At 39.9% G+C, this 25,609-nt stretch carries 24 protein-coding genes and 1 pseudogene; 10 read left to right on the plus strand and 15 right to left on the minus strand.

Annotated features, from left to right (window positions below):
* Window positions 1–403 precede the first annotated feature (403 nt).
* Both Q7J41_RS01340 and Q7J41_RS01345 read left to right on the plus strand, forming a co-directional pair.
* The gene (locus Q7J41_RS01340; protein ID WP_304884507.1) at window positions 404–871 is read left to right on the plus strand and encodes a helix-turn-helix domain-containing protein; all 468 of its coding nucleotides are present in this window, start codon (window positions 404–406) and stop codon (window positions 869–871) included.
* Window positions 861–1,952, plus strand: a complete 1,092-nt coding sequence (locus Q7J41_RS01345) for an alpha/beta hydrolase (protein ID WP_304884509.1) — start codon at window positions 861–863, stop codon at window positions 1,950–1,952. Before Q7J41_RS01340 ends, Q7J41_RS01345 begins: the two co-directional genes overlap by 11 nt.
* A 245-nt stretch (window positions 1,953–2,197) precedes the next feature.
* Here Q7J41_RS01345 and Q7J41_RS01350 read toward each other — a convergent pair whose 3' ends face one another.
* Both Q7J41_RS01350 and Q7J41_RS01355 read right to left on the minus strand, forming a co-directional pair.
* Window positions 2,198–3,172, minus strand: coding sequence for a serine hydrolase (locus Q7J41_RS01350; RefSeq protein ID WP_304884510.1), 975 nt, complete (start codon window positions 3,170–3,172; stop codon window positions 2,198–2,200).
* A gap of 269 nt (window positions 3,173–3,441) precedes the next feature.
* Window positions 3,442–3,678, minus strand: coding sequence for a hypothetical protein (locus Q7J41_RS01355; protein ID WP_304884512.1), 237 nt, complete (start codon window positions 3,676–3,678; stop codon window positions 3,442–3,444).
* A gap of 205 nt (window positions 3,679–3,883) precedes the next feature.
* On the opposite strand from Q7J41_RS01355, the gene Q7J41_RS01360 reads away from it, so the two are divergent.
* Together Q7J41_RS01360 and Q7J41_RS01365 are read left to right on the plus strand one after the other, a co-directional pair.
* Complete coding sequence (locus tag Q7J41_RS01360; protein ID WP_304884513.1) at window positions 3,884–4,357, plus strand: DUF6790 family protein; 474 nt, start codon at window positions 3,884–3,886, stop codon at window positions 4,355–4,357.
* An 11-nt stretch (window positions 4,358–4,368) separates the two neighbouring features.
* Window positions 4,369–4,631: pseudogene (locus Q7J41_RS01365) on the plus strand (PadR family transcriptional regulator).
* Window positions 4,632–4,640: 9 nt separating this feature from the next.
* Here Q7J41_RS01365 and Q7J41_RS01370 read toward each other — a convergent pair.
* Genes Q7J41_RS01370 through Q7J41_RS01375 form a run of 3 tightly spaced genes read right to left on the minus strand, consistent with a single transcriptional unit; the run spans window position 4,641 to window position 6,161 of the window.
* Window positions 4,641–5,447 (minus strand): EFR1 family ferrodoxin, encoded by an 807-nt coding sequence (locus Q7J41_RS01370; RefSeq protein ID WP_304884514.1) that lies wholly within the window; start codon window positions 5,445–5,447, stop codon window positions 4,641–4,643.
* A gap of 1 nt (window position 5,448) precedes the next feature.
* Window positions 5,449–5,727: a transporter suffix domain-containing protein gene (locus Q7J41_RS17725; protein ID WP_370650967.1), complete on the minus strand. Its 279-nt coding sequence runs from the start codon at window positions 5,725–5,727 to the stop codon at window positions 5,449–5,451.
* Complete coding sequence (locus Q7J41_RS01375) at window positions 5,724–6,161, minus strand: MarR family winged helix-turn-helix transcriptional regulator (RefSeq protein ID WP_304884515.1); 438 nt, start codon at window positions 6,159–6,161, stop codon at window positions 5,724–5,726. Before Q7J41_RS01375 ends, Q7J41_RS17725 begins: the two co-directional genes overlap by 4 nt.
* 234 nt (window positions 6,162–6,395) lie before the next feature.
* On the opposite strand from Q7J41_RS01375, the gene Q7J41_RS01380 reads away from it, so the two are divergent.
* Window positions 6,396–7,238 (plus strand): nitroreductase family protein, encoded by an 843-nt coding sequence (locus Q7J41_RS01380; RefSeq protein ID WP_304884517.1) that lies wholly within the window; start codon window positions 6,396–6,398, stop codon window positions 7,236–7,238.
* Window positions 7,239–7,412: 174 nt separating this feature from the next.
* On the opposite strand, the gene acsB is transcribed toward Q7J41_RS01380, so the two are convergent.
* A complete protein-coding gene (acsB, locus tag Q7J41_RS01385; protein ID WP_304884519.1) occupies window positions 7,413–9,548 on the minus strand; it encodes an acetyl-CoA decarbonylase/synthase complex subunit alpha/beta in 2,136 nt (711 codons plus the stop codon).
* Between the two features lie 234 nt (window positions 9,549–9,782).
* Window positions 9,783–11,717, minus strand: coding sequence for a sigma 54-interacting transcriptional regulator (locus Q7J41_RS01390; protein WP_304884521.1), 1,935 nt, complete (start codon window positions 11,715–11,717; stop codon window positions 9,783–9,785).
* A gap of 315 nt (window positions 11,718–12,032) precedes the next feature.
* Here Q7J41_RS01390 and Q7J41_RS01395 point away from each other — a divergent pair, with 315 nt between their 5' ends.
* Complete coding sequence (locus tag Q7J41_RS01395) at window positions 12,033–12,212, plus strand: hypothetical protein (RefSeq protein WP_304884522.1); 180 nt, start codon at window positions 12,033–12,035, stop codon at window positions 12,210–12,212.
* A 197-nt stretch (window positions 12,213–12,409) separates the two neighbouring features.
* On the opposite strand, the gene Q7J41_RS01400 is transcribed toward Q7J41_RS01395, so the two are convergent.
* Window positions 12,410–13,018, minus strand: a complete 609-nt coding sequence (locus Q7J41_RS01400; RefSeq protein ID WP_304884524.1) for a TetR/AcrR family transcriptional regulator — start codon at window positions 13,016–13,018, stop codon at window positions 12,410–12,412.
* Window positions 13,019–13,286: 268 nt separating this feature from the next.
* Between Q7J41_RS01400 and Q7J41_RS01405 the strand changes: the two genes are divergently transcribed.
* Window positions 13,287–14,648, plus strand: coding sequence for a 4Fe-4S binding protein (locus Q7J41_RS01405; RefSeq protein WP_304884525.1), 1,362 nt, complete (start codon window positions 13,287–13,289; stop codon window positions 14,646–14,648).
* 31 nt (window positions 14,649–14,679) lie between these two features.
* Here Q7J41_RS01405 and Q7J41_RS01410 read toward each other — a convergent pair whose 3' ends face one another.
* The 3 genes from Q7J41_RS01410 to Q7J41_RS01420 all read right to left on the minus strand — a co-directional run bounded on the left by Q7J41_RS01410 (window position 14,680) and on the right by Q7J41_RS01420 (window position 17,542).
* Complete coding sequence (locus Q7J41_RS01410; protein ID WP_304884527.1) at window positions 14,680–14,811, minus strand: hypothetical protein; 132 nt, start codon at window positions 14,809–14,811, stop codon at window positions 14,680–14,682.
* A gap of 80 nt (window positions 14,812–14,891) precedes the next feature.
* Complete coding sequence (amt, locus tag Q7J41_RS01415) at window positions 14,892–16,775, minus strand: ammonium transporter (RefSeq protein ID WP_304884529.1); 1,884 nt, start codon at window positions 16,773–16,775, stop codon at window positions 14,892–14,894.
* A 209-nt stretch (window positions 16,776–16,984) separates the two neighbouring features.
* The gene (locus Q7J41_RS01420) at window positions 16,985–17,542 is read right to left on the minus strand and encodes a PadR family transcriptional regulator (RefSeq protein ID WP_304884531.1); all 558 of its coding nucleotides are present in this window, start codon (window positions 17,540–17,542) and stop codon (window positions 16,985–16,987) included.
* A gap of 122 nt (window positions 17,543–17,664) precedes the next feature.
* Here Q7J41_RS01420 and Q7J41_RS01425 point away from each other — a divergent pair, with 122 nt between their 5' ends.
* Complete coding sequence (locus Q7J41_RS01425) at window positions 17,665–19,044, plus strand: MATE family efflux transporter (protein ID WP_304884533.1); 1,380 nt, start codon at window positions 17,665–17,667, stop codon at window positions 19,042–19,044.
* 92 nt (window positions 19,045–19,136) lie between these two features.
* Here Q7J41_RS01425 and Q7J41_RS01430 read toward each other — a convergent pair whose 3' ends face one another.
* The 4 genes from Q7J41_RS01430 to Q7J41_RS01445 form a co-directional block, all read right to left on the minus strand.
* Window positions 19,137–20,387: an MFS transporter gene (locus tag Q7J41_RS01430; RefSeq protein ID WP_304884535.1), complete on the minus strand. Its 1,251-nt coding sequence runs from the start codon at window positions 20,385–20,387 to the stop codon at window positions 19,137–19,139.
* 93 nt (window positions 20,388–20,480) lie between these two features.
* Window positions 20,481–21,062, minus strand: coding sequence for a TetR/AcrR family transcriptional regulator (locus Q7J41_RS01435; protein WP_304884536.1), 582 nt, complete (start codon window positions 21,060–21,062; stop codon window positions 20,481–20,483).
* Between the two features lie 82 nt (window positions 21,063–21,144).
* Entirely contained in the window at window positions 21,145–22,572 is a 1,428-nt protein-coding gene (locus tag Q7J41_RS01440) for an MATE family efflux transporter (RefSeq protein ID WP_304884537.1), read from the minus strand.
* A 3-nt stretch (window positions 22,573–22,575) separates the two neighbouring features.
* Window positions 22,576–22,983, minus strand: a complete 408-nt coding sequence (locus tag Q7J41_RS01445; RefSeq protein WP_304884539.1) for a MarR family winged helix-turn-helix transcriptional regulator — start codon at window positions 22,981–22,983, stop codon at window positions 22,576–22,578.
* 325 nt (window positions 22,984–23,308) lie between these two features.
* Here Q7J41_RS01445 and Q7J41_RS01450 point away from each other — a divergent pair, with 325 nt between their 5' ends.
* Entirely contained in the window at window positions 23,309–24,142 is an 834-nt protein-coding gene (locus tag Q7J41_RS01450) for a GyrI-like domain-containing protein (RefSeq protein ID WP_304884541.1), read from the plus strand.
* Between the two features lie 79 nt (window positions 24,143–24,221).
* On the plus strand, window positions 24,222–25,559 hold the full coding sequence (locus Q7J41_RS01455; protein ID WP_304884543.1) for an MATE family efflux transporter: 1,338 nt from the start codon (window positions 24,222–24,224) through the stop codon (window positions 25,557–25,559).
* Window positions 25,560–25,609: the final 50 nt, after the last annotated feature.

A 25,609-nucleotide genomic window follows, 5' to 3' on the forward strand; every position in this document is an offset into this window, starting at 1 on the left:
TTTTACTCAAATAACAGCAGGTTCATATGCTTGTTACATCTTTTTATAGGATATATTATTTAAACGTCCAAGTAAAGTAAGTTGTTAGGCCTAACCTAAAAGTTACGTTCCTTTTTTTGCTTAACGACGCGGGGCTCAGGGCGCTGCATAATTTCCGGGAAAAATGAGTGTTTGTACCATCAAAAATAAATGCGTTAAAGGAGACTAAACAATGACTTTTCGGGGAAAAACCACTGATAATGACATGACTAAAGAATTGTAGACTTTTGAATCCCGAGCCAAAAGCGATGTCCCACAACAATAGCAACGCAACCAAAGCTGACATTTTTTGTGCCATTATGTTAACATTAATTGATGGATGTCATTTCCAAAAGCTGGTAGAATAAGGACAGGTGGTGAAAATATGAAAAATGTGATTAGTATGAATTTACAGACCCTACGAAAAACCCATCAGTACACACAGGAAGATGTAGCCGATAAAATCGCAGTTTCCCGGCAGTCCGTTGCTAAATGGGAAAACGGCGAAAGCTTACCGGATATGAATAAATGCATTGCCCTGGCTCAGCTTTATAACATTTCCCTTGATACCCTCGTCAACGGAACCGAAACGTCAGGAGTACCCTTGCCGCCAAAAGGGAAGCACGTTTTTGGCACGGTGATTGTTGGCGAACGCGGACAAATTGTCATTCCCAAAAAAGCCCGGGAAGTCTTTCAGATCAATCCCGGAGACAACCTGATGATTCTGGGTGATGATAATCAGGGGGGCCTTGCCCTGATTGACGCCAGTCGATTCATCAGTCAGTTTGAGTTTGTTAAACAAAGTTTGGGCTATGCCGATCGAACCGTTAAGGATAACGAAAGTGAAGATTAAGAAAATGCAAGTAGTCCTGATTGTTTTGGCTTTTTTAGTAATCGGCGGCGCCGCCGTCTTTGGTTATTTTTTTTACAGCAATTTACATCCGATCGATGATCGCTATCTCAAACAGACCCTCGCCGCTGGCTTTACTGAACAAACAGCCACGCTGGATAATGGTTCGGTTATTAATTATGGTGAGGGGCCAGATAACGGCCCCGCCCTGCTGTTAATCCACGGACAGGGCGTTTCCTGGGAGGATTATGCCGCAGTTCTGCCCGAATTATCGAAAAACTATCATGTCTTTGCGGTGGACTGCTTTGGCCACGGTCAATCCAGTCATGATCCAGCGCTTTATTCCTGTGCAGCCAACGGCCAGGCGCTGATTGCATTTATGGAGCGTGTTATCGGTGAAAAATGCTTTGTCTCTGGTCATTCTTCCGGTGGTATTCTAGCTGCCTGGCTTGGCGCCAACGCACCGGAGCTGGTCAGCGGCGTTCTACTTGAAGACCCCCCACTCTTTTCCGTGACCCCTGAGGAAATGCAGGAAGGATCCGGCTGCTTTGCCTGGCAGGATACCTTCATGACCATCCACGGCTTTCTGAATCAAACGGCTGAAACGGATTTTGTTGTCTATTATTATAAGCATGGCTATATGGTTTCCCTTTTCGGCGGCTTAAAAGAAAAGGTGGTAACGGCCGTTGAGACGTTCCGCCCAGAACATCCCGATCAGGGGCCCAGAATCTACTGGATTCCCTATTCCTGGCTGCGACTGATGAATACCATTGATCACTATGATCTGGCCTTCGGCGAGAGTTTTTACGATGGTTCATGGATGAATGGGGTCGATCAGGAAACGATGCTAAAAACGATTTCGGCTCCGACAATTTATCTGAAAGCCGAAACAAATTACGGTAAGGACGGGGTCTTGTACGCCGCCAACACCGATGAAGATGCCAACAAGGTTCAGGCTTTGCTCTCCGATTGCGAAACCCTGACCATCAAATCAGGCCATGACATCCATTATGAGCATCCCGTCTTTTTCATTTCCGCGTTAAACAATCTGCAGACCAAGATAAAAATAGAGGAAATAGTCTAACAAACTATTTCTTCTATTTCATTTTTACTTATTTAATTGCTATTTTTAATCATCTTGACATTGCTATTCATAAGTATGTCAAGATGATTTTTATAGAAAAAATTCTTAATCTCAGACATTTCCTGGCGATGTTCTTTTAGTAAATCATCGGGATTATCATAAACATCAAAATCCTGAGTTATATCTTCACTTTAGATATAGGTGTTGTTCTTATTCCAATCAATAATTGGATGTTGAATGCTTACTCAATCTGAAAATAATGGTTCAATCATTTTAAGAATAAGCTCAACTCTATCCTTCACCTCCGGGATTAAAAGAGAAGCGATCGTAATAACCATGTTTTTCTTTGTATTCACGTAAATCACGTTCCCCCCATCTCCCAGGGCAGCATAACTTTGCTCTTTTTCATCAATAATCCACCAAAGGTAACCATAAGACAAGCTGTCCCACCTGATGTGTTCCTGTGTGCTTATATCGATCCATTGTTTTGATATGATTTGTTTGCCTTCCCATAACCCGCCATTTAGGTACAATTGGCCTATTTTTGCCATATCCACCGGCGTCAAGGTAAGACCCCAGCTTGCCGTGTTGATCCCCTGGGGATCAACAACCCAGCCATTGGTATGTTTTTCTTTTGCATAAAAAGCCATCTGTTCTTCTTCACTTCGCAACACCACATTATGCATCCCATTGATTCCTAGCGGCGAGAATAAATTTTTTATCGCAAACTCAATTATTGGTTGCCCTGTCGCTTTTACAAGAATGCCCGACAGGATATGTGCGCCAATGATGGGCGAATACTTAAATTCTCCGATTTGTTCGCCGCCCAATAAATCCAGGGCGGCTTTTACCCAGTTTTCACTGGCGAAAAATGCCTCATATGGCTCTAACTGATATTTATATGGGGCGGTCATGGTAAGCAGATTTTTAATCGTAACTTCCTGTATTGTTTTTTCACCGGCTTGAACAGCGTAATCCGGAAAAAAATCTAATACTTTCTGATCTACACTTTTAATCTGTCCCTTGTCAAGGGCGATCCCGATCAAACCGGAAACAATGCTTTTTGTCACTGAATACACATGAATGGAGTGATCAGCGGCATACCCGTTAAAGTAGTTTTCGTATAATTTATTGCCGCTTTTTTGCACAACAATGCCCGCTATATCGGGATAGTCACTACTTATCATCTTTTCAAACGCTTTAATTTTTTTCTGATTCATACAATTTTCTCCTTTAGGTTTTAACGGATATCCTTGAAACTAAGGATAAGTCCATTAAAAATGTATTGCAAGAACTATTTTAAAAATGTTAAAAAAATATGACACAGCGACGTTTCCCGTTACATTATTAAATTAGTCGAAAGATCATGGAAATGTTTAAAAACATATGGTATGATAAATTTTAACAGCACTTTGAATTGTTGCCTTTTTAAGAATGATTATCAGGAAATAATTTTATCTACTATTTCCTTGTTTTCATTTTCACTTATCTAATTGCTGTTTCTAATCTTCCTGACATTGTTATTCATAAGATGCCTTCCCAGATTTTTATAGTTGTCATCCACATTATAGCCAAACATTATTTCATCCCTAACATAATTATAAATTGCTTTTATCTGTTGCTCCTCTTCTCGATTTTCCCACTTCCTGATTTTTATTAAATCCTGGATTTTTTGATTTGAATAATCTAATAGTTTTGTTTCATCTAAATATCTATTGCTTTCCATTGATATCATCTCCCTAATCAAAAGCTGAATTTTCTACTCAAATAACATCAGGTTCATCCGCTTATTATACCTTTTTATAGAATATATTATTTTAACGTCAGAGTAAAGTAAGTTGTTGCATGACTCGGTGACGTTTCATTTGTTATTTATTTGGATTAAATGGTATAAAAAGAGTAGTTTGAAAAATAAAACTGGAGGAAGTAAGATGATTTTTATGGGTTTGTTCATCGTTGGTTTAATCACCGGGTTGATTCATTGGTTTATTAAACGAAAAACTGGGATTGGTTTGGCGGAAACCTTATTGCTGCATCAGCTCTTTTTTTTAGGAATCTCAATGTTCCTTAGTGCCTATGGGCATATTTTCATGAGTGAGAAAATTGCCGCACAAATCGGCTGGGTCTCTAATGGTTTTCAGAAAGAATTGGGAATGGTGTCTTTGGGGATTGGTATCTGTGGTTTTCTTGCCGTAAAATTCCGAGGGCTGTTCTGGGTACCAATTATTATTATTTCTGCGGTCTTCTTTTTCGGTGCATCAATCGTTCATATTCAGGAGTTAATTGCCGTTGACAACTTTAATCCCGGAAATGTACTGACCATTATTCCAGACTTGCTGGGTCCGATTACCATGATTGTTTTGGGATTGCTGACAATACGAGAGAAGAAAAACAATTTAAGCTAAACCGCTAAGAAATTATTAGCGATTGCGAAACCTATGGCTATAAAATCATGCGGCGGTTGAATGCGCTCGGCTTCACCGATGTTGTGGACGGAACGGTCTACACCATTTTGGTGCGGGCTGAGAAAAACAAACTTGTAGCTATCGAAAAAAAACGTCCGATATGGGGCCGCTGCACAAGTTTTATGCGCTCAACGACGCAGGGCGCAAGAAACTAGAATCAATTGGCATATTCCATCCCGAAAATGTCACCAGGTATGATACATTAAGAAATTAAAAAACATGTCTAAACAAAGGGGACATTATAGCGGTTCGCCGAAAATCTCCCCATGACTGTGTTAGTTTTTTTTTTATACTGATATCTATCTCTCTTCTTAGTGGATTTACCGTACTGTATTGCAGATTGCTTACATCCATTAATACATTTTAGACAAAATGTGCATTCTCCTACCCACACCGGTTTTCCATCCATCATCTGAATTGTATTGCATGGGCAACTTCTTTCGCACTTTTTACAGCTGTTGCATTCTGATGTCGCAAAAAATTTTTTAGTGTGCTTGGCCTTTCTGTAAGCATATCCAGTAATTGGCGTAACAAAACGGATCCTTCCCTTTTTTATATATTCAATATTTTCACGCCGCTCAATCATAGTCATAATTTTAGTTGTTTCCACTTCTGCATTTTTTAAAATAGTCCTTTGCTTATCAACATTAATAATATTATATCCAACCACATAATTGTCTACCATCTGTACGCCGAATATACCCTTCACTTGCACTTGCTTATTACTCAAGGTTTGGATTAATCTGTCCATTACATTTCCCGCCGCTAAACCATAAGTTGTTATTGCATAAACATATTGCTTGTGATAACCCGATAATTTCAGCTGTACGATAAACTTCTCAACTATTTTGGGCATACAATACCAATATACAGGAAAAACAAATCCGATTCTCTCATTTTCTTCGATCTCATATGTCTCATTTTCAGCTATGATATTTTCAGAAATACACACTAGCCTTTCACCTGTACTATTCGCTATTTTTTCAGCAATATGTTTAGAATTTCCGGTTCCGCTAAAATAAAAAATCATTCTATTTTTCCTTCTTTCGTTCTCTCAAATAATTGAGAATTCTCGTTACACTGAGTTTCTTTTTAATTTTCAATGCAATATCGCGACCGATCATCAGACTTCCGATCCAAAATAGAATTTCACTCGCTATTATCATCGATCCAGTTATTCCTGCAACAGCACATGTCGAAAAGGGTAAACAGATATTCAATGGCATAATGATATATAATACCAATGACAATATAATTATGCCCATCGCAATGATCTTATATATTTTCTGATTTATTTTCATACATTTCATATGTTCTTTTTCTCCAATTTTTCTACCAATACTGAAATAATATGCTCAACGATGATAACTTCTTCTTCATTGGCTGCAATACTTTTAATGGTATCTGTTACCCATTTATAAACTGCTTTATCCCCCTGTAAAATGGCTCTGCCCTTTGCCGTGAGTTCAACATAAAAAATTCTTTTATCTTCAACTGATTGCCGTTTTTCAACTAGCTTCATATTAATCAGTTTTTTTACGATCGCAGAAACGGCTGGTTTCGTCAAAGCTAGTTTTTCAGCTATCTGTGAAAAATTCGGTCTCCGTAGTGATTGAATTACTAATAGATGGTAATAGTCGTTATTTGAAAATTTTTCTGCTTCATCCTCTGTTAGTGCAGCATTAAGATTTCGTATACATTCTTCCCATAATAAATTTACAAGTTCCGCAAAATTTTCTTCCATATAAACCTCCAATTCACAATATATATTAGTTCATTGTTTTTAATTAAATATCATTAACTAATTTATCATAAAAATAACGTGCTGTCAATCGTGCGCTTTTATTTAAAACCCTGTTGAATCCTGGGAAACTAACGAATCAACAGAAAAAATATTATCCTTGACAATCGCCATTTATATTGTGTAAAATATAATTGTCTAAAATTTACATAGATCACTATTTTAAGGAGAATCACGATGAATATTAATTTTTCAGTTGAAGAAACCGTAAAAAAGCGCTATAGCGTCAGAAATTATAAAGAACAGGCGATTGAATCTGATCAGCGAAAGGCCATTGAAGCTTTTATCGATTCATTGGAAAACCCCTTTGGACCAAACGTTGCGTTTCATACCCTTGCTATCCAAACTGGGAAAAACGCCCAAAAACTTGGTACCTACGGGGTCATCAAAGGTGCCAGCCACTATATTGGCTCGACGATCACCCTGGAACCGATGGCCTTGGAAGCTTTAGGCTATGAATTTGAAGCCCTCGTCCTTTATTTGACCGATCTTGGTCTCGGCAGCTGTTGGCTGGGCGGCACTTTTGACCGTCAGAGCTTTTCAAACGCAATGAAACTAGAAACCGGTGAAATTTTCCCGATCATAGCCCCATTTGGATATGCGGCCGACCATCAGCATTTTAAAGAAAAGGCCATGCGAATACTGGTCAAAGCTGATCATCGCAAAGAATGGCAGCAATTATTTTTTGCAGATGATTTTCAGTCCCCGCTTTCAGCAGCAACTGCCGGTGATCTTGCCTTTGCCTTGGAGATGGTACGATTAGGGCCATCCGCATCCAACAAGCAACCCTGGCGAATTTTATTAAAAGATGGCAGCTGTCATTTTTATGAGGATAAAGCACCGGGCTACAGCAAGGCCTTTTCCTACGATATTCAGCGGGTCGATATGGGCATTGCTGCCGCACACTTCGATTTTGCCGTGAAAGAAAGAAAAATTGACGGCCATTTTGTCACTTCAGCCCAACCGGAAATCGACTTACCTAAGCACCTGGAATATGTCTTTTCGTGGATCAGGGATTAAGCCGATCCTTCTTTTACATGCATGTCCATACATTGTCTGCCGTGAATTTTGGCGGTTGACACACTAAAAAAAGTCAGCTATCATTTAGCTGACTTTTTTTCGACTAAAGAACCCATAATTGCGCTCTTTTGGAACTAATCTTTTTTTACTTAATTTTTTACTTTGGGACAATTTTTACATAATCGGATCCATCGCCAATGCGGGATGGTTTTTGGTTTCCAGGAATTCCAATACTGCTTCAGAGTCAGTTGCAATGGTTTCGTCACAAACCATATCGGCAAAATTTTCAATGCCGGTCATTTCAAAGACCGCTTTGTTTAAACGTTCGGCGACATCGTTTTTCAATTCTTTAGGCATCCAGACGATTCGGGATAAACCACCTTCCGCTGACATGAATTTTTTAGAACCAATCAGGAAGCGGCCATGACCCATAAAGCCTGGGGTCTGAACCCCGCCGCCGGTCATCGAAGCCAACTCACCAAAGGTCATTCCGACTGGTGAAGACTCGCTGAATTCACGATTGACAATGATGACGCCATTGGCTTCCGGCATAATCCCGCAGATACATTCAAAACAACCACAGGAAGTCATCGGATCTTCCAGAATCGAATAGAGGGTTACTTTTTCGACGGCTCCCTGGGAAGCGGCATTTACCACCTCATTAACTGAAGCCCAGATCCCCAGCCGTTCATCAACAGCTTCACCTTTGACAATCGGCTGGTTGGGTCCCAGTGGATCCAGTTCTTTGGTGGCCTTGGCATCTAGCCAGGATACGGCTCCACAAAGACCTAGACGTTCTGGGGTGACAACGCAAACATGACTTGGCGCAAAGGACTGACATAATAAGCAGGTATAGAATTCATCAACGCTGGCATCGGTTAAGGCACTCATTCGAGCATCACGTTCAGCATAAATCGGTTTAACCATTTCTTCGCCCAGTCGTTTGACATCTTCAGGCTTGGTGTAGATGGTAATTTCGCATTTATCAACAACCTTTTCAAAGTCTGATCGCATCTTGGCGTAGAGCACTTCGCCGATATGTTTTAACCGGAATCCCTTTTCAAAGGCTTCTTTGGTTAACCGAATCCAGGCAATGTTTCGTTGTCCGACATGCATAGCGCCATCGATGTAGTTGGTGAAATAGTGGATCCGTCTTTCCAGCACGGTTTCAAAATCTTTCTGCATCGCTTTTCCGCCAACAGTCACCACAATCCCTAGTGGCAAACGAACCACGTCGGCTCCGGCAAACATCGAGTCATCGATATCCGGTCCAATCAGGGTAATTTTGTGATCTTCCATTTCGGCCGGATCACCGCTGGTCACAAGTTCCCAACACTCGGTTTTGTTGCCGCCAAATTCAGCAAACATGGTGTCTTTACGAACCCGTTCACCTTCAAATGCCGATGCCACGGAAACAGGCACATCAATTTTGGTAACTTTTATTTTAATTTCCCGAGCCTCTAAGGAGAACTCAACGGTTTTGGTGTGGTCAGCCTGGGTCATTAACGCACCGGGTACTTCCGGCACCGGGACATCAGCGATAACTGGGAAGCCAAGAGCAATGGCGCCAGCTCCCACGGAGACAATTACTTCGTTTAATTCGCCGAAGGTATTGACAAAGGCGGGTACCCGATCTTTGGTATAGGTCAGGAATTCTGCCAGTTTGCCCGGTTCGATTCCGCCAAAAATCAGGGCGGCCCGAATCGCAACGGAGACAACATGGATCACTGAGGTCACTTCATGACCTAAGGGAATGACCCGATATTCCAGTCCCATTTTCACACCGGCTGCTAACGCTTGCTCGATGATATTACCAACCATAAAGGTCAACAACCCTTTTTCCTGATAATCTTTAACGATGGCTGCCAATGTGGCGGGATCTGAGGATTCACCCAACAGTACCGCAATTCCGGGAATATCTCCGGTTACCAGTGGCACGCCCAACGATCGAATAATCGGATCAGCGACAAAACCGATGCCGGCATCGTTAGCGTAAGGGTCGCCATCCAGATAGCGGATCGCTTCAATAATTTCAGCCCCGACTGCGGTAGCCAGCCCGGCGTTTAAGGCTTCTCCCAAATCTTCTTTGTTGGTAATCAGACTTTTAAGAATCCCCACTGCTGCCGGCAAGTCGCCCAGAGTTTTAATTTTAACCCCGGTTGCCGCATAAATGATCGGTAAAAAATAGGCCGTATCCGGGTATCCAACCGCATGATCGGCACCATACTTTTCAATAGCGTCATTAACAGCGCCTTCTGTTAAACCTGCAACCGCATTCGAACCCGCATAAATTAAATCTGTCAAACTCATAATTTTTCACTCTTCCTTTTCAAAGAAATTTTTTCTTGTAATTCATTCATGTAATTTATTCATTATATAATAGCAAGTTTTATGCCAAAAAATAAAATCCGCCTAATTTAGCATCCAGGCGGATTTCAGTCGATACTTGGTATTTTGCAGTGTCCATTTTTTTGACACTGTCAATGACATTCTTTACAGTTTTTGACAGTGTCAGACACCATCCGGTCAACAACCTGCAAGTGTTTATGTTATGTTATATTTCTTAATTTTATTGTAGAGTGTTTGCCGCGTGATGCCCAGTTTTTCCGCAGCAGCAGTCTTATTGTCGTGGCAGCTTTTTAGAACCTTGACGATCAGATCCTTTTCATTTTCTTTAATTTCACTTTTAGCGATTACTGAATCAAAACCATTTAAGGTTTCTGCGGTACATAGTTCTTTAACAATCAGATCATTCGTAATAACCCGATCATCAACTAAAAATGTCAGTCTTTTCAGTAAATTTTCTAACTCTCTAATATTACCTGGCCAATTATAATTCATTAATTCCCGCAGTCCTGCTTCATCAATTCTTTTTAATGCGGTTCCCGTTTCTTTACTGATATGTTCCAGTATTTTATCGACAAGACCGGGAATTCCCTGACGTCTTTCTCTTAACGGCGGCAAAATAATATTGATGACATTAAGCCGGTAATAGAGATCTTTTCTGAATAAACCCGCCCTGATCATCTCTTCCAGATTTTGACTTGTCGCTGCAATGACTCTTGTATCAACTTTCCGGGTTGTGACAGAACCCATTTTTTCGAACTTTTTTTCCTGCAGAAAGCGGAGTAATTTCGATTGGATTTCGATTGGAATCTCTGCGATTTCATCTAAGAAAACAGTGCCGCCCTGAGCCATTTCCAATCTGCCTACTTTGCCATTCTTGTTCGCACCAGTAAAGGCTCCGGGTTCATAGCCAAAAAGCTCGGTTTCAAAAAAATTCCTGGGGATCGTGGTACAGTCAATATAGACGAACGGTTTTTGACTTCTGGGACTCTCTTGATGAACAATTTCTGCAAACATTGTTTTCCCCGTTCCACTTTCCCCTCGCATTAGAATTGAGGCATCTGTTTTTGATACCTTCTTGATGTAATTCACCAGTTCAATCATTTCATGGCTGTCGACAATGACGTTTGTGTCGCAAAGATTAACCGCCTGCTGTTCTCTGGCTTTGTTTTTGCCGTCAATCCGTTCTTCCAGGTCTGAGATTTTGTCAAGCAGCAGTTTAATAAAATCCGACTCCACCGGAATTACCTGTCTTAGCACTGCCTTTGATTCTAAAATAGGGCTCTCAAAGATGATATGTTCCTTACCCGAAATCATCTGCTGCCATATCGCCGGTTCCCCGGTTGCCAAAACCTCGGTATATTTTGATTCCCATGCTAACGAGATGATGCTGGTATTCTTTTCAAATGCCGAGGCTAAGAATTCCTGGTACTTTTTATTGATTCGCACCACCATTCCCCTATTATCAATGACCGCCAGATAATTGGGGATGCTATCGATGATATTCTGATTGAAATTATCTGCCTCCAAAGCATTTTCCAGAGCATCATTGAGTTTCTTATTATCTTGAGTCGAACGCTGACTTTGGGATTGGATCTGATTTTTGCTTTTGGCTAACTTTAATGAGTTGATGGTCAGGTAGAGCATATTAATATCGTTTTTGCCACCGTCACCGTCTTCATTGAAGCTCTTTTTATTCCCAACTGCTTTGGTAACTTCGAATTCGCAATACGCATCTCCCAAGGCATTGCACTTCACTTCCAGCGCATCCATATCCTGTTTGCTGATGGTACTGACGGCACCGGCTAAAATCCCCGCTTCAAAATAGCATACCGGTTTTCCAACGTTCTCCATATCACTGCAGGTAAAACAGTCATCCAGACGAAAGACGACTTTCTCGTCCGACATGTTGGTTATGACGATTTGCCCAATTCCCAATTCCATGATTTTTTCTGACAAGCTATTATAGTCTGTTACATTTAGGCTGCGCCCGACATTTTTTGCGGTATTATAATATATTTCTTCCTCAACAGCTTTTGAATTCTGACTGGCATTTGCCAAATTCAGGACATTTTTCAGGTTTTTTTCGACATTATTGTAATTTTTGTAGTTCACAATACCATTATTAAACATCTCAACAGCTCCTTAAATCTATAGCTTTGCAAAGGTCAATACTCGGACAAACCCATCATCAACCAGCACCTTGCAGTGTCGCGGCGGTTAGGCTGCCATGAAAATTATCTGCTCTCTCGATGGTTCCAGTATACGCTTGCAGTAAATGAAATTCAATAATAATATTTTTCGTATGAAAGAAAATATTTACATCTGCCGAAAACAGCAACCCATTTTTTAAAACACCATCATTCGTAATCGTGCAAAGGCTAAAGAAGGATTGTTCGCACCTTTGACCTAACCCATCGGGTCAGGCTTTGGGAGATGTTGGGGCAGTTGCTGATCACCTGTGCAGTCGCCCACATCGCTACGGTATTGACCAACGGTAAAAATACGGTGTCCCGAAAAATCAGGGATATACACCTGACCACCGCCGAAAAGATTGTCTTGATGACAGGTCTTGGGTTGATGATGATAGGCGCTATCATTGAGAGCATCGCTATTAATAGCTTATAGCTCACTGGAAAACCTTGTACTCTTTTCTTAAAATCAAAAGCCATCCTATCAACTTTGCTTTTCATTGTCATCATTGGAATTTTTGCCGGGGATGTTATCTTCCTAAAAGAACAAACCCAGCCAACATGATCTCTATTACCTTTGTTAATAGCTCCGGCAATTCGTCGGTCTTATCGTTTTTCTTAGATTCATTCTCATCACTCCTTATTCAAAGCCGCCAGGTATGAATCAACAAACCGAACCAATTCATCAATCAAAACAGCTTCTGTCTGATCAGTCCTTGAGAACTTTACCGTATGTACGGTTCCTTCAATGGCAGCATAAATAATGATACTCGCCGCCTCTCTGGAGTCAGGCGGCAGCTCTGAGGCTAAATGCTCAAGCAACTTACTAATCCGCATTAAGATGGTTCTCTTGTATTCCTCAAATATCAAGCCAATTTCTTCATCGGCAATACTCAAGGTTCTGACCTGCTGATAAAATCCAACCGAGAAATTATGTAAATTGAAACTTTTAACAATCGTATCCCTGAGGATTGCTTTTCTGTCGATTGACAGTATCAGATCATCGTCCGATACCGCCGAATCAGAAATCACTTCCTGAGTATACGTATTCAAGATATATTTTAATGCGTCTTTTTTATCTGCGAAGTAGGTATAGAAACTACCGGTTGAAACGCCTGCTTCCCGCGCAATTTCCTTAGAATTTGTCTGATAATAACCTTGCGATGAAAAGAGCGACATGGCGGCATCTACAATCTTTTTTTTTGTTTCTATTTTTCTTTCCTGCTGCGATTTATGTTTCATTGATATTTTCAACTCCTGCTTTTTCTTTCATCATTACTTTATCATATTCGAATCATAAATTCAACACTTATTGAACTTTAATTCAATAAGTGTTGACATTGTGATCATGATGTGATATTAATATATTGAACTTTAATTCATTATCTTTCGCATCCTTCGTTCATCACTGTTTAATTGTCCATTTTAGGGTTGTTCGTATGAAAAAATATTACTGCTCGGCAAATGTGAGACAATGTTTGACTTTTGTTTATAATCTAGGAGGCTCAACATGAAAACAAATAAACTGTTTCTGAAAATTGTATTGCTCTATTTTTACATGTATTTTATTGGACCTTTAATTTGGTGTATATGGATGGTTTTTAAACTTGAGATCCTATCTCTGCAAGAATGTTATCACTGCATCAGCTCACCATTGGTAATCGCACTATTTATTTCCTATTTCTTTTTTAACACCCTCTATATAAAAAGATTAATCAGTAAACTATCCGCGCAACCGTCTGAAACAAAAGCAGAAACCTATCTCAACGCGGCATTAAACGTCCATTTTATATCCATCTTTACATTCGGAACAATTGGCACATTTCTTTGCTTATCGATGTTATCAACTCATTCATCCAGTGATTGGCTGCCGAAAGTTGTAATCGGGGCATTATCAGGCACATCCCTTGTTTTTCTCTTTTATATCATGTTTTCAACAATAATCATTGTCACGCTGGCAGCTCTTATTCAGGCAATGCCATCAAATCTGCAAAACCGAATTTTTATCAGACTGAAACATTTTAATCAGCTTCTGTATATAATTGGCTTGATTCTGTTTGTCGGTACCGCTGTTGCTTCGTTAGTTTATCGCACCAACCAATTCGCCGTTAATCAAAATACCATACTGTTTTTGGTAATATTACTATTGCCCATTTCTATGAGTACTTTTTTATTCTACCAGGCAAACAAAAAAATAAATCGCCATATTAAAGTTGAAAGTGCTAATCAATCGACACTTAGCATCATTTTCAACCATAAATTTGCGATTCAGATATTATTCCTTATTCTCTTTTGCGTGTTACTATTTACCGGGAAAATACAGATATGGCTTCCTATCTTAATTATCGGATTTTGCATCAGTCTGATATTTGGGCGTATTTACTGTGGTTTTTTCTGCCCAGTCACGACCATAAACAACGGAATTAAATTATTATTCAAACGAATTGGTATAAAAAAACGACATGTTCCTCAATTTTTTCACACTTCGCTTTCGGGAGTCGTGTTTTTTGCTTTGTTCTTATCATTATTTGTATTTTCTCTGATATCGAGACAACGCCTTCAATTATTCTTAATAATTACTTGTCTGGGAATTCTTGTCTCGACCCTATTCAATGCCTCATTCTGGTGTAATTATTTATGTCCCTGGGGAGTTATCCTTAAAGTAATGAGTAAATTTTCGGTCTTCAAATTTGGCATTGACAGCAATTCGTGCGTAAAATGCGGACTTTGCAGTTTGCATTGTCCTACCAATTCAATTCAAATAACCAACAAGGTTCAAAGCATTGAGTTCCACAAATGTCTCTGCTGCATACAATGTACCAATGCTTGTCCACAAGATGCCATCGTAATCCAGAAAAAACAATTGCGGTAATTTTATTTGGGGTACCGAGATTTCATCGGGTTTACCAAAAATATACCCCTGCACGAGGTCTATCTTTTTCCTTTTTTAGATAGTCGTACTCAGCCACTGTTTCAATACCTTCTGTTAAGATACTTGCTCCTATTTTGGGATCATTATAAATAAATCCATCCAACGTCTCCTGTTCCTTTTAGTCGATATGAATATCACGAATGATCGTCATATCGACTAAATGACGCGGGGTCGTTTTATTTGTCACATTGGTTGCTTCACAATCATGTTTCTGCCCTTTTCTTTTGCGCAATAAAGCAGTGAATCCGCCCGGTTAATCATTTTATTTAAATCCTCTCCTTCGTATTCGACAACGCCCCCGCTAACCGTAATGGTATAATCCTTGTTAAAATCCCAGATCATCTTTTCAATCTTTTCTCTGATCATATTTGCAAAGATATACGCTGTTGCCAAATCAGTTTTAGGCATAATGACAAGAAATTCTTCGCCCCCATACCGGCCAAAATAGTCTGTTTTTCTGATGGTATTGCTGACATTCTTGACGATATCAACCAATACCTGATCACCAGCTAAATGTCCGAATTGATCATTGACTTTTTTGAAAAAATCAATATCGAACAATAATATTGACAGTTTTTTCTCATAGTTGATGGCAATGCTGATTTCTTTTTCCAAGGCATCGGTTACATTTTTTCTGTTTAAAATTTGTGTCAAACCATCCGTCACCGCCATATGATGCAGCGACTGCAAAGCCTCTTCGGCCAGCTCTTCTTTTTCTTTTAAATCATTGACCATACTATTGAAATAATCTGTCAATTCACCAATTTCAGTTCCGAATTCGACTTCAATTTTTTCTGCATTTTTAAAGTTTTTATGCTCAATGATATTCCGAACCGAATTCGAAAGTTCAAAAATACTGGTACTTGCGCCATGCTCGGCAATATTGAGTCCAATTTCTTCATGACTTGGCGATACCCGCATGGGAAAGAATTTATTAATAATCGTCATTAAAATAAATGATACGCCAAAGCTCCAAACAAACGCCGCAGTCGCGCCCAGTATTTGAATCATAATTTGATTGGATCTGGTCATCCCAAATTCTAGTAGAAAATTCTCCTGAATAAAAATTCCGGTAGCAATTGTTCCCCACACTCCGGCAAATCCGTGTACCGGTATTGCACCAACCACATCATCCAGTTTGAGCTTTTCCAATAGCAGGGTTCCAAAAAAAACAATTAAACCAGCTACAATCCCGATAACCAACGCCCCAACTGCGCTCACATAATAACAACCCGCGGTTATTCCCACCAATCCGCCAAGAATACCATTGATGATACTTTCCGGTTCGGGAAGTTGATTTTTACTGAATTTCCAACTGACAAACAGACCGGTAAGCCCGCCAAAAGAAGCAGATATCAAGGTATTGGCAATGATGTCGGCAATATTCGTAGTCGCCGCCAGCGTACTGCCGGCATTAAACCCAAACCAGGCGAAAAACAGAATGAAAACACCAAAGTATGCAAAAACGAGATTGTGTCCTCTTATTTTGTTTGCTTTGCCATCTTTTTCAAACCTGCCCAGTCTTGGGCCAATAATGATCACACCAGAAAGTCCAACCCAGGCGCCAATCGAGTGAACAACCGTTGATCCGGCAAAATCAAGAAATCCGAGCTGCTGAAGCCAGCCGGCGTTATCCGCATAGAAATAACCACCCCAGGCCCAATGACCAAAAATTGGATAGATAAATGATGACGTAATAAATGACATTAATAAATAGGTGCTGAATTTCGCTCTTTCGGCAACCGCCCCAGAATCGATGGTTGCCGCTGTTCCGGCAAACACGACTTGAAAAAGAAAAAAAGCAGCTTTCCAATCATCTTGTTCAAAATTCACAAAAAAATCACTGATTCCTACAATACCATGAAATGATTCGCCAAACATCAGCCCAAAACCAATAAACCAAAAAGCCGCAACGGATAAAATAAAATCCGACATATTCTTAATCGCAACATTGATGGAGTTCTTTGCGCGTGTAAGTCCCGTTTCCAAAGCCATAAAACCTGGCTGCATCAGAAATACAATCATCGCCGATATGACAACCCATAAATAATCTGAAATATCCTTCATCTGCATTACTCCTAACTATTGTCTTTCGAAAGAAAACCACATTCGCTAAATCTCCGGTTTTTTCGCTTCCACAAGGCATTGAGGATCGATAGACGCAAAAAAAGCCAACCTCACCAGGTTGACTTTCATTGTCTGATTTCTGTATTTATCCTATTATGTAGTAATCTTAGCAGAATAAAATATATTAGTCAATATTTCTGCATCGATTATCAGCTTGGCAATAACTGGGGAACGTTTTGTTTATCATGCTTGTCTTTTAGTGAAGTAATCCATGTTTCGATTGCTTGAGCCAAAATAAGCTGCTGTTGTAAAACAGCTAGTCCTATTTCAGGAATCTCAGGTATATTTTCTTTTATACTGATATTATCTTCTAAATATGTCTTTAGAGTTTTCACGTTGTTTTCAATATTTGTTAAACACAACTTTTGATTTTCCGGTGTGAGGCTAGTCAAATTTACGATTACCGCATTAAAATCCAGAAAAATACTAATCGACTGTGCCGAAATTCCAATCATTAATTTTTCAAATTCTATTTCTCCATCATCCGTTAACGAATAGACAGCTTTCTCCGCCATTTTTCCTTCTTTTACAATATTGCCTTTAATAAAGCCTTTTTCCTCGAGCTGAATAACTTTTTTATATATTGAGGGCGTACTAATTTTCACCCACTTAGATATGTTGCGGTACTCTACTATCTTTTGAATGTCGTAGGCACTTAAAGATTCTTTCTTCAATATTCCTAAGACAATCAAATCGATTGTTGCCATAATGCCCTCCTTTTTCTCCTCTTGACAAGTACTATAATTTATAGTACTATTTGTTTTGCAAAGTTACTATAAATTATAGTACTATATTTCACATCTCGTGTCAAGAGAAAAGGAGAGTTATCATGAATGAACGTAACAAGAAAATGGAATTACTGGGAAGCGCACCGATACCAAAAGCGCTTTTAGCACTGGGACTCCCTACCATGATTGGTATGATGATCAATGCGTTATACAATCTGGTCGATGCTTACTTTGTTGGCGGACTTGGAACCAGCCAGATGGGGGCGATCACAATCACATTTCCTCTTGGGCAAGTGGTTGTCGGATTAGGTCTGTTATTCGGAAATGGTGCTGCATCGTATATTTCAAGATTGTTAGGGCGAGGGGACAAAGAAACCGCAAACAAAGTTGCCAGTACTGCTCTTTACAGCAGTATTTCTGTCGGCATCATAATAATTTTCTGCACAATCATTTTTCTAAATCCGATTCTGAAGCTTTTAGGTGCAACTGAGAGCATCATGCCTTATGCGGTAACTTATGCAAGTATTTATGTCATTTCATCGATCTTCAACGTCTTTAATGTAACAATGAATAACATCGTGACGAGCGAAGGTGCTGCCAAAACAACGATGTTTGCAATGCTGGCAGGTGCTGTACTAAATATCATTTTAGACCCAATTTTTATATATACCCTCAATTTAGGTATAGCCGGTGCAGCAATCGCCACTGCTATTGCTCAGATTGTTTCTACCCTGGTGTTTTTATTCTATATATTCAGAAAAAAAAGCGTCTTCAATTTTAGTGTTAAGGCTTGCTGTTTTTCAAAAGAAATTATGTCGGAAATTTTAAAAATAGGTATTCCTACCATGGCATTCCAGTTGTTGGCTAGTCTTTCGATTACGCTTATCAACATGCAGGCAAAAGAATATGGCGATTCCGTCATTGCCGGAATGGGTGCCGTAACCAGAATTATTTCTATGGGAAGTCTGATGGTATTTGGATTTCTTAAAGGTTTTCAGCCAATCGCAGGATATAGCTACGGGGCAAAAAAATACGAACGCTTATTTGAAGTAACCAAAACTGCCATCATATGGTCAACGATATTTTGTACAATCTTTGGATTAACAATGGCTTTGTTCCCGATCGCAATCATTTCCCAATTTACAAAAGGTGATATTGACATGATTAATGTCGGTCAAACAGCATTGTGCGCCAACGGTTTTTCTTTCCTGCTTTTTGGTTTCTATACAGTATATTCATCACTGTTCCTGGTGCTGGGAAAAGCGAAAGAAGGTTTTATCCTTGGTGCTTGCCGACAGGGAATTTTCTTTGTCCCCATCATTCTAATTCTCCCGATGATTTGGGGAATAAGCGGTATCCTTTATGCCCAGCCGATTTCTGATGTTATCTCTGCCATTGCGACTGTATTTATGGCTGTGCATCTTCATAAGGAATTGGGTCTCGTAAAACCACGCACCCTTTCCGCAGAACAGGAACATTGATTCAGCATGAAAATAGTACCAATCGAAATGAGAAAATTCAGAAACAATATTCATCCAGCGCCCTCATCATGTGAAGTGAACGATTCGCCAGATTAACTTGACGTTCGACTCTTATTCGTAAAATAGACAAGGCTAAATATCAAACCGATTAGCATAACAGCGGTTACTCCCCAATACGTTAATTGAAAACTGAATCGGTCAATGACGATCCCCCAAACAGCTCCGCCTAAGCCATATCCTAGATCCATTGACAGCCAAAATGTGGCACTGGCAGCTCCGCGCCTATTGCTATCTACATTTTTAAGGGCGCTTGTGTTTAAAACGGTGGTGGTTATACCAATGCAAAAACCATATGCTGCGCCAATGCCGATAAAAATAATTGGGTTTGAAACAAATACCATTGTCACCGTTGAAAAGATGCCGCATATAAATCCAGCGGTCAGCGTGGGAACGGGTCCAAACTTGTCAAACAACTTGCCAATAAACAGACGTGTCACAATTGAAGCGACTGCGGAGATAATGAAAAACATGGCAGTGGCACTTTCAAACCCTCTACTTATGGCAAACAGCGTGGCAAACACCACGATACTTGCCATTGCAAAACAAATAAGAAATTCTGTTATCGACGCACCTAATGCCTTTTTTTCAATATATCGCCAAATACCCGTATACTGGACACTTGCTGTACTTTCTGTACTTTCTGCCTTTTTTACTTTTGCTTGTGGCTGATAGCTGGTAAAATAGTCATTACGTCGAGAGTTAAAAGTTAAAGCTGCTACGGCAAGAATCAACACCCCCGCAAGAATAAACATCTGAAAATAATTACCGCCTGATATAAGATATAAGCCGAAGGCTGGCCCGAGTGCCTGTGCCAAAGACATTGCTAAAGTGTAATACCCGATGCCTTCGCCAAAACGATTTTTGGGGATGATATCCGCAACAGCAGCCGCCGTTGCGGTATTTACCGCCGCATAACCGATACCTTGTACCATACGCAGCACCGGAAGAGCGCCTAAATATGGCAAAAAGGCGCACAGTATTACCGAAGCGAAAAAGATAAGTTCGCCTGTTAGCATGACCGCAAAACGACCTTTTTTGTCCGCAAAATAGCCGCTAGCCAGACGAGAAACAACAGCTGCCGCACTAAAACATAACATTAAGATACCGCTAAAAGCAGCTTTTCCCCCAATATGATTCACATATAGCGACATAACATTATTTAACATAAATAAGACCGTAGAAATAACTAAAGATGTCAAGCAAAAGACAACAAACAATGTGCTCCAGAGTTTGTTGCACTCGTTCCATTTGATCTGATTTTCTATAACTCTTTCTGTTTGCAAAATGATTTCCTCCTTTTGTCCTCATGGGTATGAATTTTCAATGTATTAATTAGACCAGTCTATATATTTCAGGCAACAAAGTATAACCCTTAATTACTGATCGCAAAAATAATGATTTAGCAAGATACCGATCTGCTTACTGGCTACGATTAAATCTGCAACATTCTTTTGGGTAACTGATATTGTAATCGCACCTTCAATCATTGCGAGAATAACTGCACTCAATTCCTGCGCAACTTCTTTAGGAAGCCCATTTTTAATTAACTTTTCAGTATATATATTTTTAAATGCGTAAAAAGCTTCCTGGCAAGCTGCTCTTAAAGGCTCACTTGATAGATGGGTCTCTAAAGCTAGTAAACCAATCGAAACGTTTTGTACCTTATCTTCTTCTAAGCTTTCTATTATGCATTTGATATTGTATTGTATCGCCTCAATGGGGTTCGAATACTTGGCTAATGCAGTTTGTATGCTTGCTTGAATAAACTGACTTGACAACTTAATTGCTTCTAGCGCCAGCTCTTCCTTTCCATCAGGAAAGTAGTAATAAAGCGAACCTTTGGGTGCGCCGCTTTCTTTTAGGATTTCATTTAATCCTGTTGCATTATATCCTTTTACCTGAAAAAGCCTTGATGCAACTGTTAAAATTTTCTCTTTCGAATCAGTATTATTTTTCATTAATTACACACTTTCTCTCAAACACAATATTATAACGACCGGTCTATATGCATTATAGACCGGTCATATAACATTGTCAATACTAAAACTTTTTTTTGCTTGAGGATAAGTAATCAACCGATACATGGTTTTTTAACGGATTAAAGGTCTCTGCACGACCTAGCTCCTTAATTTTCCTAAACTGTATTATAAATAGCGTTGCTGTTACTGAAACGGCTATTAAATCTGCAATCGGTTCGGCCATATACACTGCCGCAATTTTGTCTGTGAAAATCATCGGTAAAATATAAATTAAAGGAATCAACAGAATCACTTTTCTGAGTACTGCTAAAAATAGTGAGGTCTTAGCATTTCCAATTGCTATAAAAGTCTGCTGACAAGCAAGCTGTATCCCGAATAGGAATGAGACGGCAAAATAGATATGCATCGCATCTGCTGTAAATGCAATAAGCTCAGGATCGGATGTAAAGATGCCTGCAAAAGTCTCCGGTATTAGCATGACAAGAAGCCATATGACGGTTGAAAAAGCAACGCAACATTTCAGCAGTGTCAAAAATGCTTCCTTCACACGTTGGCTATTCTTAGCACCATAATTGTAGCTGATAATCGGTTGTGCACCCTGTGTGAGCCCAACCAGGGGAAGCAAGGAAAACTGCATGATGCTTGTCAGTATCGTCATGCCTCCAACTGCGATGTCCCCTCCGTATTTCAAAAGTGATGCGTTAAAAGAAATAGAAATTAAACTTTCGGTTGCCTGCATGATAAACGGAGCAAGACCGAGTGCAATGCAAGGTAGTACTACCTCGTGTTTTAGGCGAAAATTCTCCCTTTTCAGTTTTAACACCGTTTGTTTCCCGCAAAGAAAGCGGATGACCCAGGCCGCCGAAGCAGCTTGCGATATAACCGTTGCAAGGGCTGCTCCAGCAACACCCATATCAAAAACAAAGATTAATATCGGGTCGAGTATTATGTTACATACTGCACCAATTAACACTGAGTACATCCCGATCTTTGCAAATCCCTGTGCTGTAATAAAAGCATTTAATCCGATCGTCAGCTGTACAAATACGGTTCCCAGCACATATATTCTGAGATAACTCATCGAATATCCGATGGTATTTTCACTTGCTCCAAAAATCATCAAAAGATTTTCACCCCAAATAAACATAACAATACTTAAAATAACCCCAACGCCAAGAAGCATTACAAATGAATTGCCCAGAATTTTTTCGGCCGTATCATTATCACCCTGCCCCATAAAAATAGAAGCTCGGGGTGCACTGCCCATGCTTACCAGTGCGGCAAACGCTGAAATCAACAAAATAATTGGCATACAGACGCCGACTCCCGTCAATGCCCAAGTGCCTTCTACCGGAATATGCCCAATAAATATGCGGTCAACAAGGTTGTACATCATATTGACAAGCTGTGCTGTAATTGCGGGTACTGCGAGCTGAAAAAGTAGTTTTCCTATTTTTTCAGTTCCTAAAAAGGTGCTGTCTTTTTCCATTATCTATATTCCTCTTTTGTCGGTTGTCTTATTTGCATTGTCAAAAATCTTATCCAGCAATGATTCAAATGTTTTAATCTCATCAGCATCCATCCCCGCAAAAAGTATCTCGATAAATTCCTTTTGTTTGAGTCTGGCACTGTCAATAACGGGGTTTGCTTTTCCGGTTAATTGCAGATGGATCATCCGCCGGTCTTCTTTGTCTGAAATTCTTACAAGGAAACCTTTCTTGATTAGCTTTTCAACTGATTTTGAAATATAGCTTTTAGCAATCATGCGCATTTCAGCGATATCCTTTGCTGTATCAAAACCAGGATTATTTGCCAGAAACGCAATAATATCGACCTCATTTTGAGTGATTTGATACCTCTGACAAATTTCTTCAAACTGCTTTTCATAAAGCCGTTTCATCTGCTGACCACTAACCAATATTTTAGTCGAATTATTCGTAATGATCCCCCCTAATAAATTAGTTCACTATACAATAGTTCTGTATTGAACTAATTATATGCAAACAAATACTTAATGTCAAGTAAGACAAGTAACTATGATGCATTCGTCGTGTTATCCAAGTTCATTTAAATTAGGGTAGATCGATTACAACACCTAGACAATAAAATTATATGAAAGTATAATAAGAAAAACTGCCGCAGTATTAGCTAACGAAAACAAGGTTAAATCCATGCTGTCCCGGGAAGAAATGAACTAAGAAAACGTGAGAAAAAAGGGAGGAAAAATGATAACCAACAACTATATCAATCGTGCAATTGACTATATCTTAAATCATATTAATGAAAATATATCGGTTGATGCGATTGCCTCTCATTGCAATTTTTCACGATATTACTTTTCCCGAATGTTTAAACTGGAAACGGGAGAAAGCATCTATAAATTTATCAAACGCGTGAAAATGGAGCAAAGCGCATTTCGCTTAAAGGTTGAGAAAAGCAGAAGCGTCACTGATATCAGCGGTGATTACGGCTACAGTTCATCAAACTACAGCTCTGCTTTTAGACAACATCATAATCTGTCACCGATCGAATTCCGACGTAGCATTACGCAAAAATCTTTGATTAATCCCGTTTTTGCTGATACGCCTATTAATTTAGAGTCATTTGAAGACTGTAATAAACAAATTTCCATCGAAATACTTGAAGATTGTCCTGTTATATACGAGCGGCATAAAGGAAACTATGCGGACTTATCCGTTCATTGGGGAGCTTTTCAAAAAAAATACAGTGAATATTTCACTGAGTTAACACTGCTTCTTGAGCGTACCTACGATGACCCCTCCATTACCGATATCGACGAATGCCTATATGACCTCTGCCTAACTGTTCCGAAAGGCTGTTCGCTTGAAAATACCTATGTCCTAAAAGGTGGAAAATTTGCTATTTATCACTTCAAAGGTTTAGTAACGCAGATCTATACTTCTTATCAAAGCATCTTCAATGTGTGGCTGCCGCATGGTAAATATGTGATTGACGATCGTTACGGCTTCGAGATTTACAGAAAGATAGACTGTGATTCCATGGATATGGAAATTGATCTTTGTATCCCAATCAAATAAAGCACAAAAACAGAAGTTTTTTTCTGTTCCTTCCTTTATTCTATATGGTGTAAACAATGAATATAGGGAGGAACTAAAATTGAACTTAGAGCGCATTCAAAACAACAAAGTCAAAACAATTCTGCAATTTTCGATTCCATCGATTATTGCAATGGTGCTGACCTCGCTGATTACGGTTACTGATGGTTTTTTTATTGGAAACTACGTGGGAAAAGAAGGTCTTACCGCGGTTAACTTAGGGCTGCCAATTGTCTATCTATACCTTGCCGTGGGGTTGATGGTCTCCGTAGGCGGAGTGGCAATCGCCGGAATGGCCCTTGGCGGTGGCGATATCAAAAAGTGTAACGGCGTTTTTAATCAAACCATGTGGACGGCAATGGCTGCGACCGTCCTGCTTAGCCTCATCGTGTGGCTCTGCCTTGAACCGATGCTTCGTGTCTTAAATGTCGATGCACAAGTAGCCGGATTTTTCAAAGACTATTACGGCATTATGCTTCTGGAGCTTCCGATAATGGTGATAAACGCATCCTTTGGTATGTTTATCAGAGGCGAGGGTAACCCCCAGTATTTCATGCAGATTAACATTTTAAATGTACTGCTCAATATTCTACTTGATTATTTGTTTGTCCACTGGTTTAGCTGGGGTGTAAAAGGTATTGCTGCCGCCTCCTTGCTTGCCGCTATTGTTACCCTTTCGGGAATTCTTTTCTTTTTCATCAAGAAGTCAAACGTCTATAAATTTCGTCGATTTCATTTTTCGACCAAGGTGCTGACTCGCACACTCCTCAATGGCAGCTCGGAATTTGTCGGCGAAATGTCCCTGAGCATTTCTATGTTTGCCTATAACTATGTCATCCTCACAACTATCGGCGTTGATGGTGTGACTGCCTTTACCATCGTGGGCTATCTTGCCTATATCTTCAGTATGGTGATCATTGGTTTCGGACAGGGTGCCAGCCCACTCATCAGCTTTGCTTATGGTGCAAAGGAACATCTGCTGGCAACAAGCCTGCGTCGAATCACCAACCTGATGGTACTGATTGCCGGCATCGCAGTTCTTTGTCTTGTGTTAGTTGGTTCTAAATGGTACAGCAGTTTATTCATTAAAAGCGACGCCGTGGAACAGCTGGTGCATTCGGGGGTCATCATTTACGCCGTTTCCTTTCTGTTTTCAGGAATTAATACCATTTCATCTTTTTACTTTACCTCAATTGGCAAAGCGAAAGAGTCGGCGATCATCTCTTCTGCCCGCGGTTTGGTCATTCTACTGATTTGCATTTTCACTTTACCACCGCTCTTTGCTATGATGGGAATATGGCTTGTCGCACCGATTACAGAAGTGCTGACCTTATTTTTAACACTGTTTTTTATTGGCAAAGAAAATAAGAACAGATCGTGCTACTTAGCACAAGATTGATGGTTAATCAGGACACACCCATTGCGGGAGCCGTACTTTTGACGTCTGTG

The sequence above is a fragment of the Acetobacterium sp. genome (assembly GCF_030652775.1).
GTDB lineage: Bacteria > Bacillota > Clostridia > Eubacteriales > Eubacteriaceae > Acetobacterium.

Excerpts from the sequence above, each read along its gene's own strand:
- Q7J41_RS01420 (WP_304884531.1), bottom strand. The coding sequence starts at position 17,542 with ATGGCAACAATCGATTTGATTGTCTTAGGAATATTGAAGAAAGAATCT.
- Q7J41_RS01370 (WP_304884514.1), bottom strand. The coding sequence starts at position 5,447 with ATGATTTTTTATTTTAGCGGAACCGGAAATTCTAAACATATTGCTGAA.
- amt (WP_304884529.1), bottom strand. The coding sequence starts at position 16,775 with ATGAAGGATATTTCAGATTATTTATGGGTTGTCATATCGGCGATGATT.
- Q7J41_RS01380 (WP_304884517.1), top strand. The coding sequence starts at position 6,396 with ATGAATATTAATTTTTCAGTTGAAGAAACCGTAAAAAAGCGCTATAGC.
- Q7J41_RS01425 (WP_304884533.1), top strand. The coding sequence starts at position 17,665 with ATGAATGAACGTAACAAGAAAATGGAATTACTGGGAAGCGCACCGATA.
- Q7J41_RS01435 (WP_304884536.1), bottom strand. The coding sequence starts at position 21,062 with ATGAAAAATAATACTGATTCGAAAGAGAAAATTTTAACAGTTGCATCA.
- Q7J41_RS01355 (WP_304884512.1), bottom strand. The coding sequence starts at position 3,678 with ATGGAAAGCAATAGATATTTAGATGAAACAAAACTATTAGATTATTCA.
- Q7J41_RS01340 (WP_304884507.1), top strand. The coding sequence starts at position 404 with ATGAAAAATGTGATTAGTATGAATTTACAGACCCTACGAAAAACCCAT.
- Q7J41_RS01450 (WP_304884541.1), top strand. The coding sequence starts at position 23,309 with ATGATAACCAACAACTATATCAATCGTGCAATTGACTATATCTTAAAT.
- Q7J41_RS17725 (WP_370650967.1), bottom strand. The coding sequence starts at position 5,727 with ATGAAATGTATGAAAATAAATCAGAAAATATATAAGATCATTGCGATG.
- Q7J41_RS01400 (WP_304884524.1), bottom strand. The coding sequence starts at position 13,018 with ATGAAACATAAATCGCAGCAGGAAAGAAAAATAGAAACAAAAAAAAAG.
- Q7J41_RS01360 (WP_304884513.1), top strand. The coding sequence starts at position 3,884 with ATGATTTTTATGGGTTTGTTCATCGTTGGTTTAATCACCGGGTTGATT.
- Q7J41_RS01390 (WP_304884521.1), bottom strand. The coding sequence starts at position 11,717 with ATGTTTAATAATGGTATTGTGAACTACAAAAATTACAATAATGTCGAA.
- Q7J41_RS01350 (WP_304884510.1), bottom strand. The coding sequence starts at position 3,172 with ATGAATCAGAAAAAAATTAAAGCGTTTGAAAAGATGATAAGTAGTGAC.
- Q7J41_RS01440 (WP_304884537.1), bottom strand. The coding sequence starts at position 22,572 with ATGGAAAAAGACAGCACCTTTTTAGGAACTGAAAAAATAGGAAAACTA.
- Q7J41_RS01445 (WP_304884539.1), bottom strand. The coding sequence starts at position 22,983 with ATGAAACGGCTTTATGAAAAGCAGTTTGAAGAAATTTGTCAGAGGTAT.
- Q7J41_RS01375 (WP_304884515.1), bottom strand. The coding sequence starts at position 6,161 with ATGGAAGAAAATTTTGCGGAACTTGTAAATTTATTATGGGAAGAATGT.
- Q7J41_RS01405 (WP_304884525.1), top strand. The coding sequence starts at position 13,287 with ATGAAAACAAATAAACTGTTTCTGAAAATTGTATTGCTCTATTTTTAC.
- acsB (WP_304884519.1), bottom strand. The coding sequence starts at position 9,548 with ATGAGTTTGACAGATTTAATTTATGCGGGTTCGAATGCGGTTGCAGGT.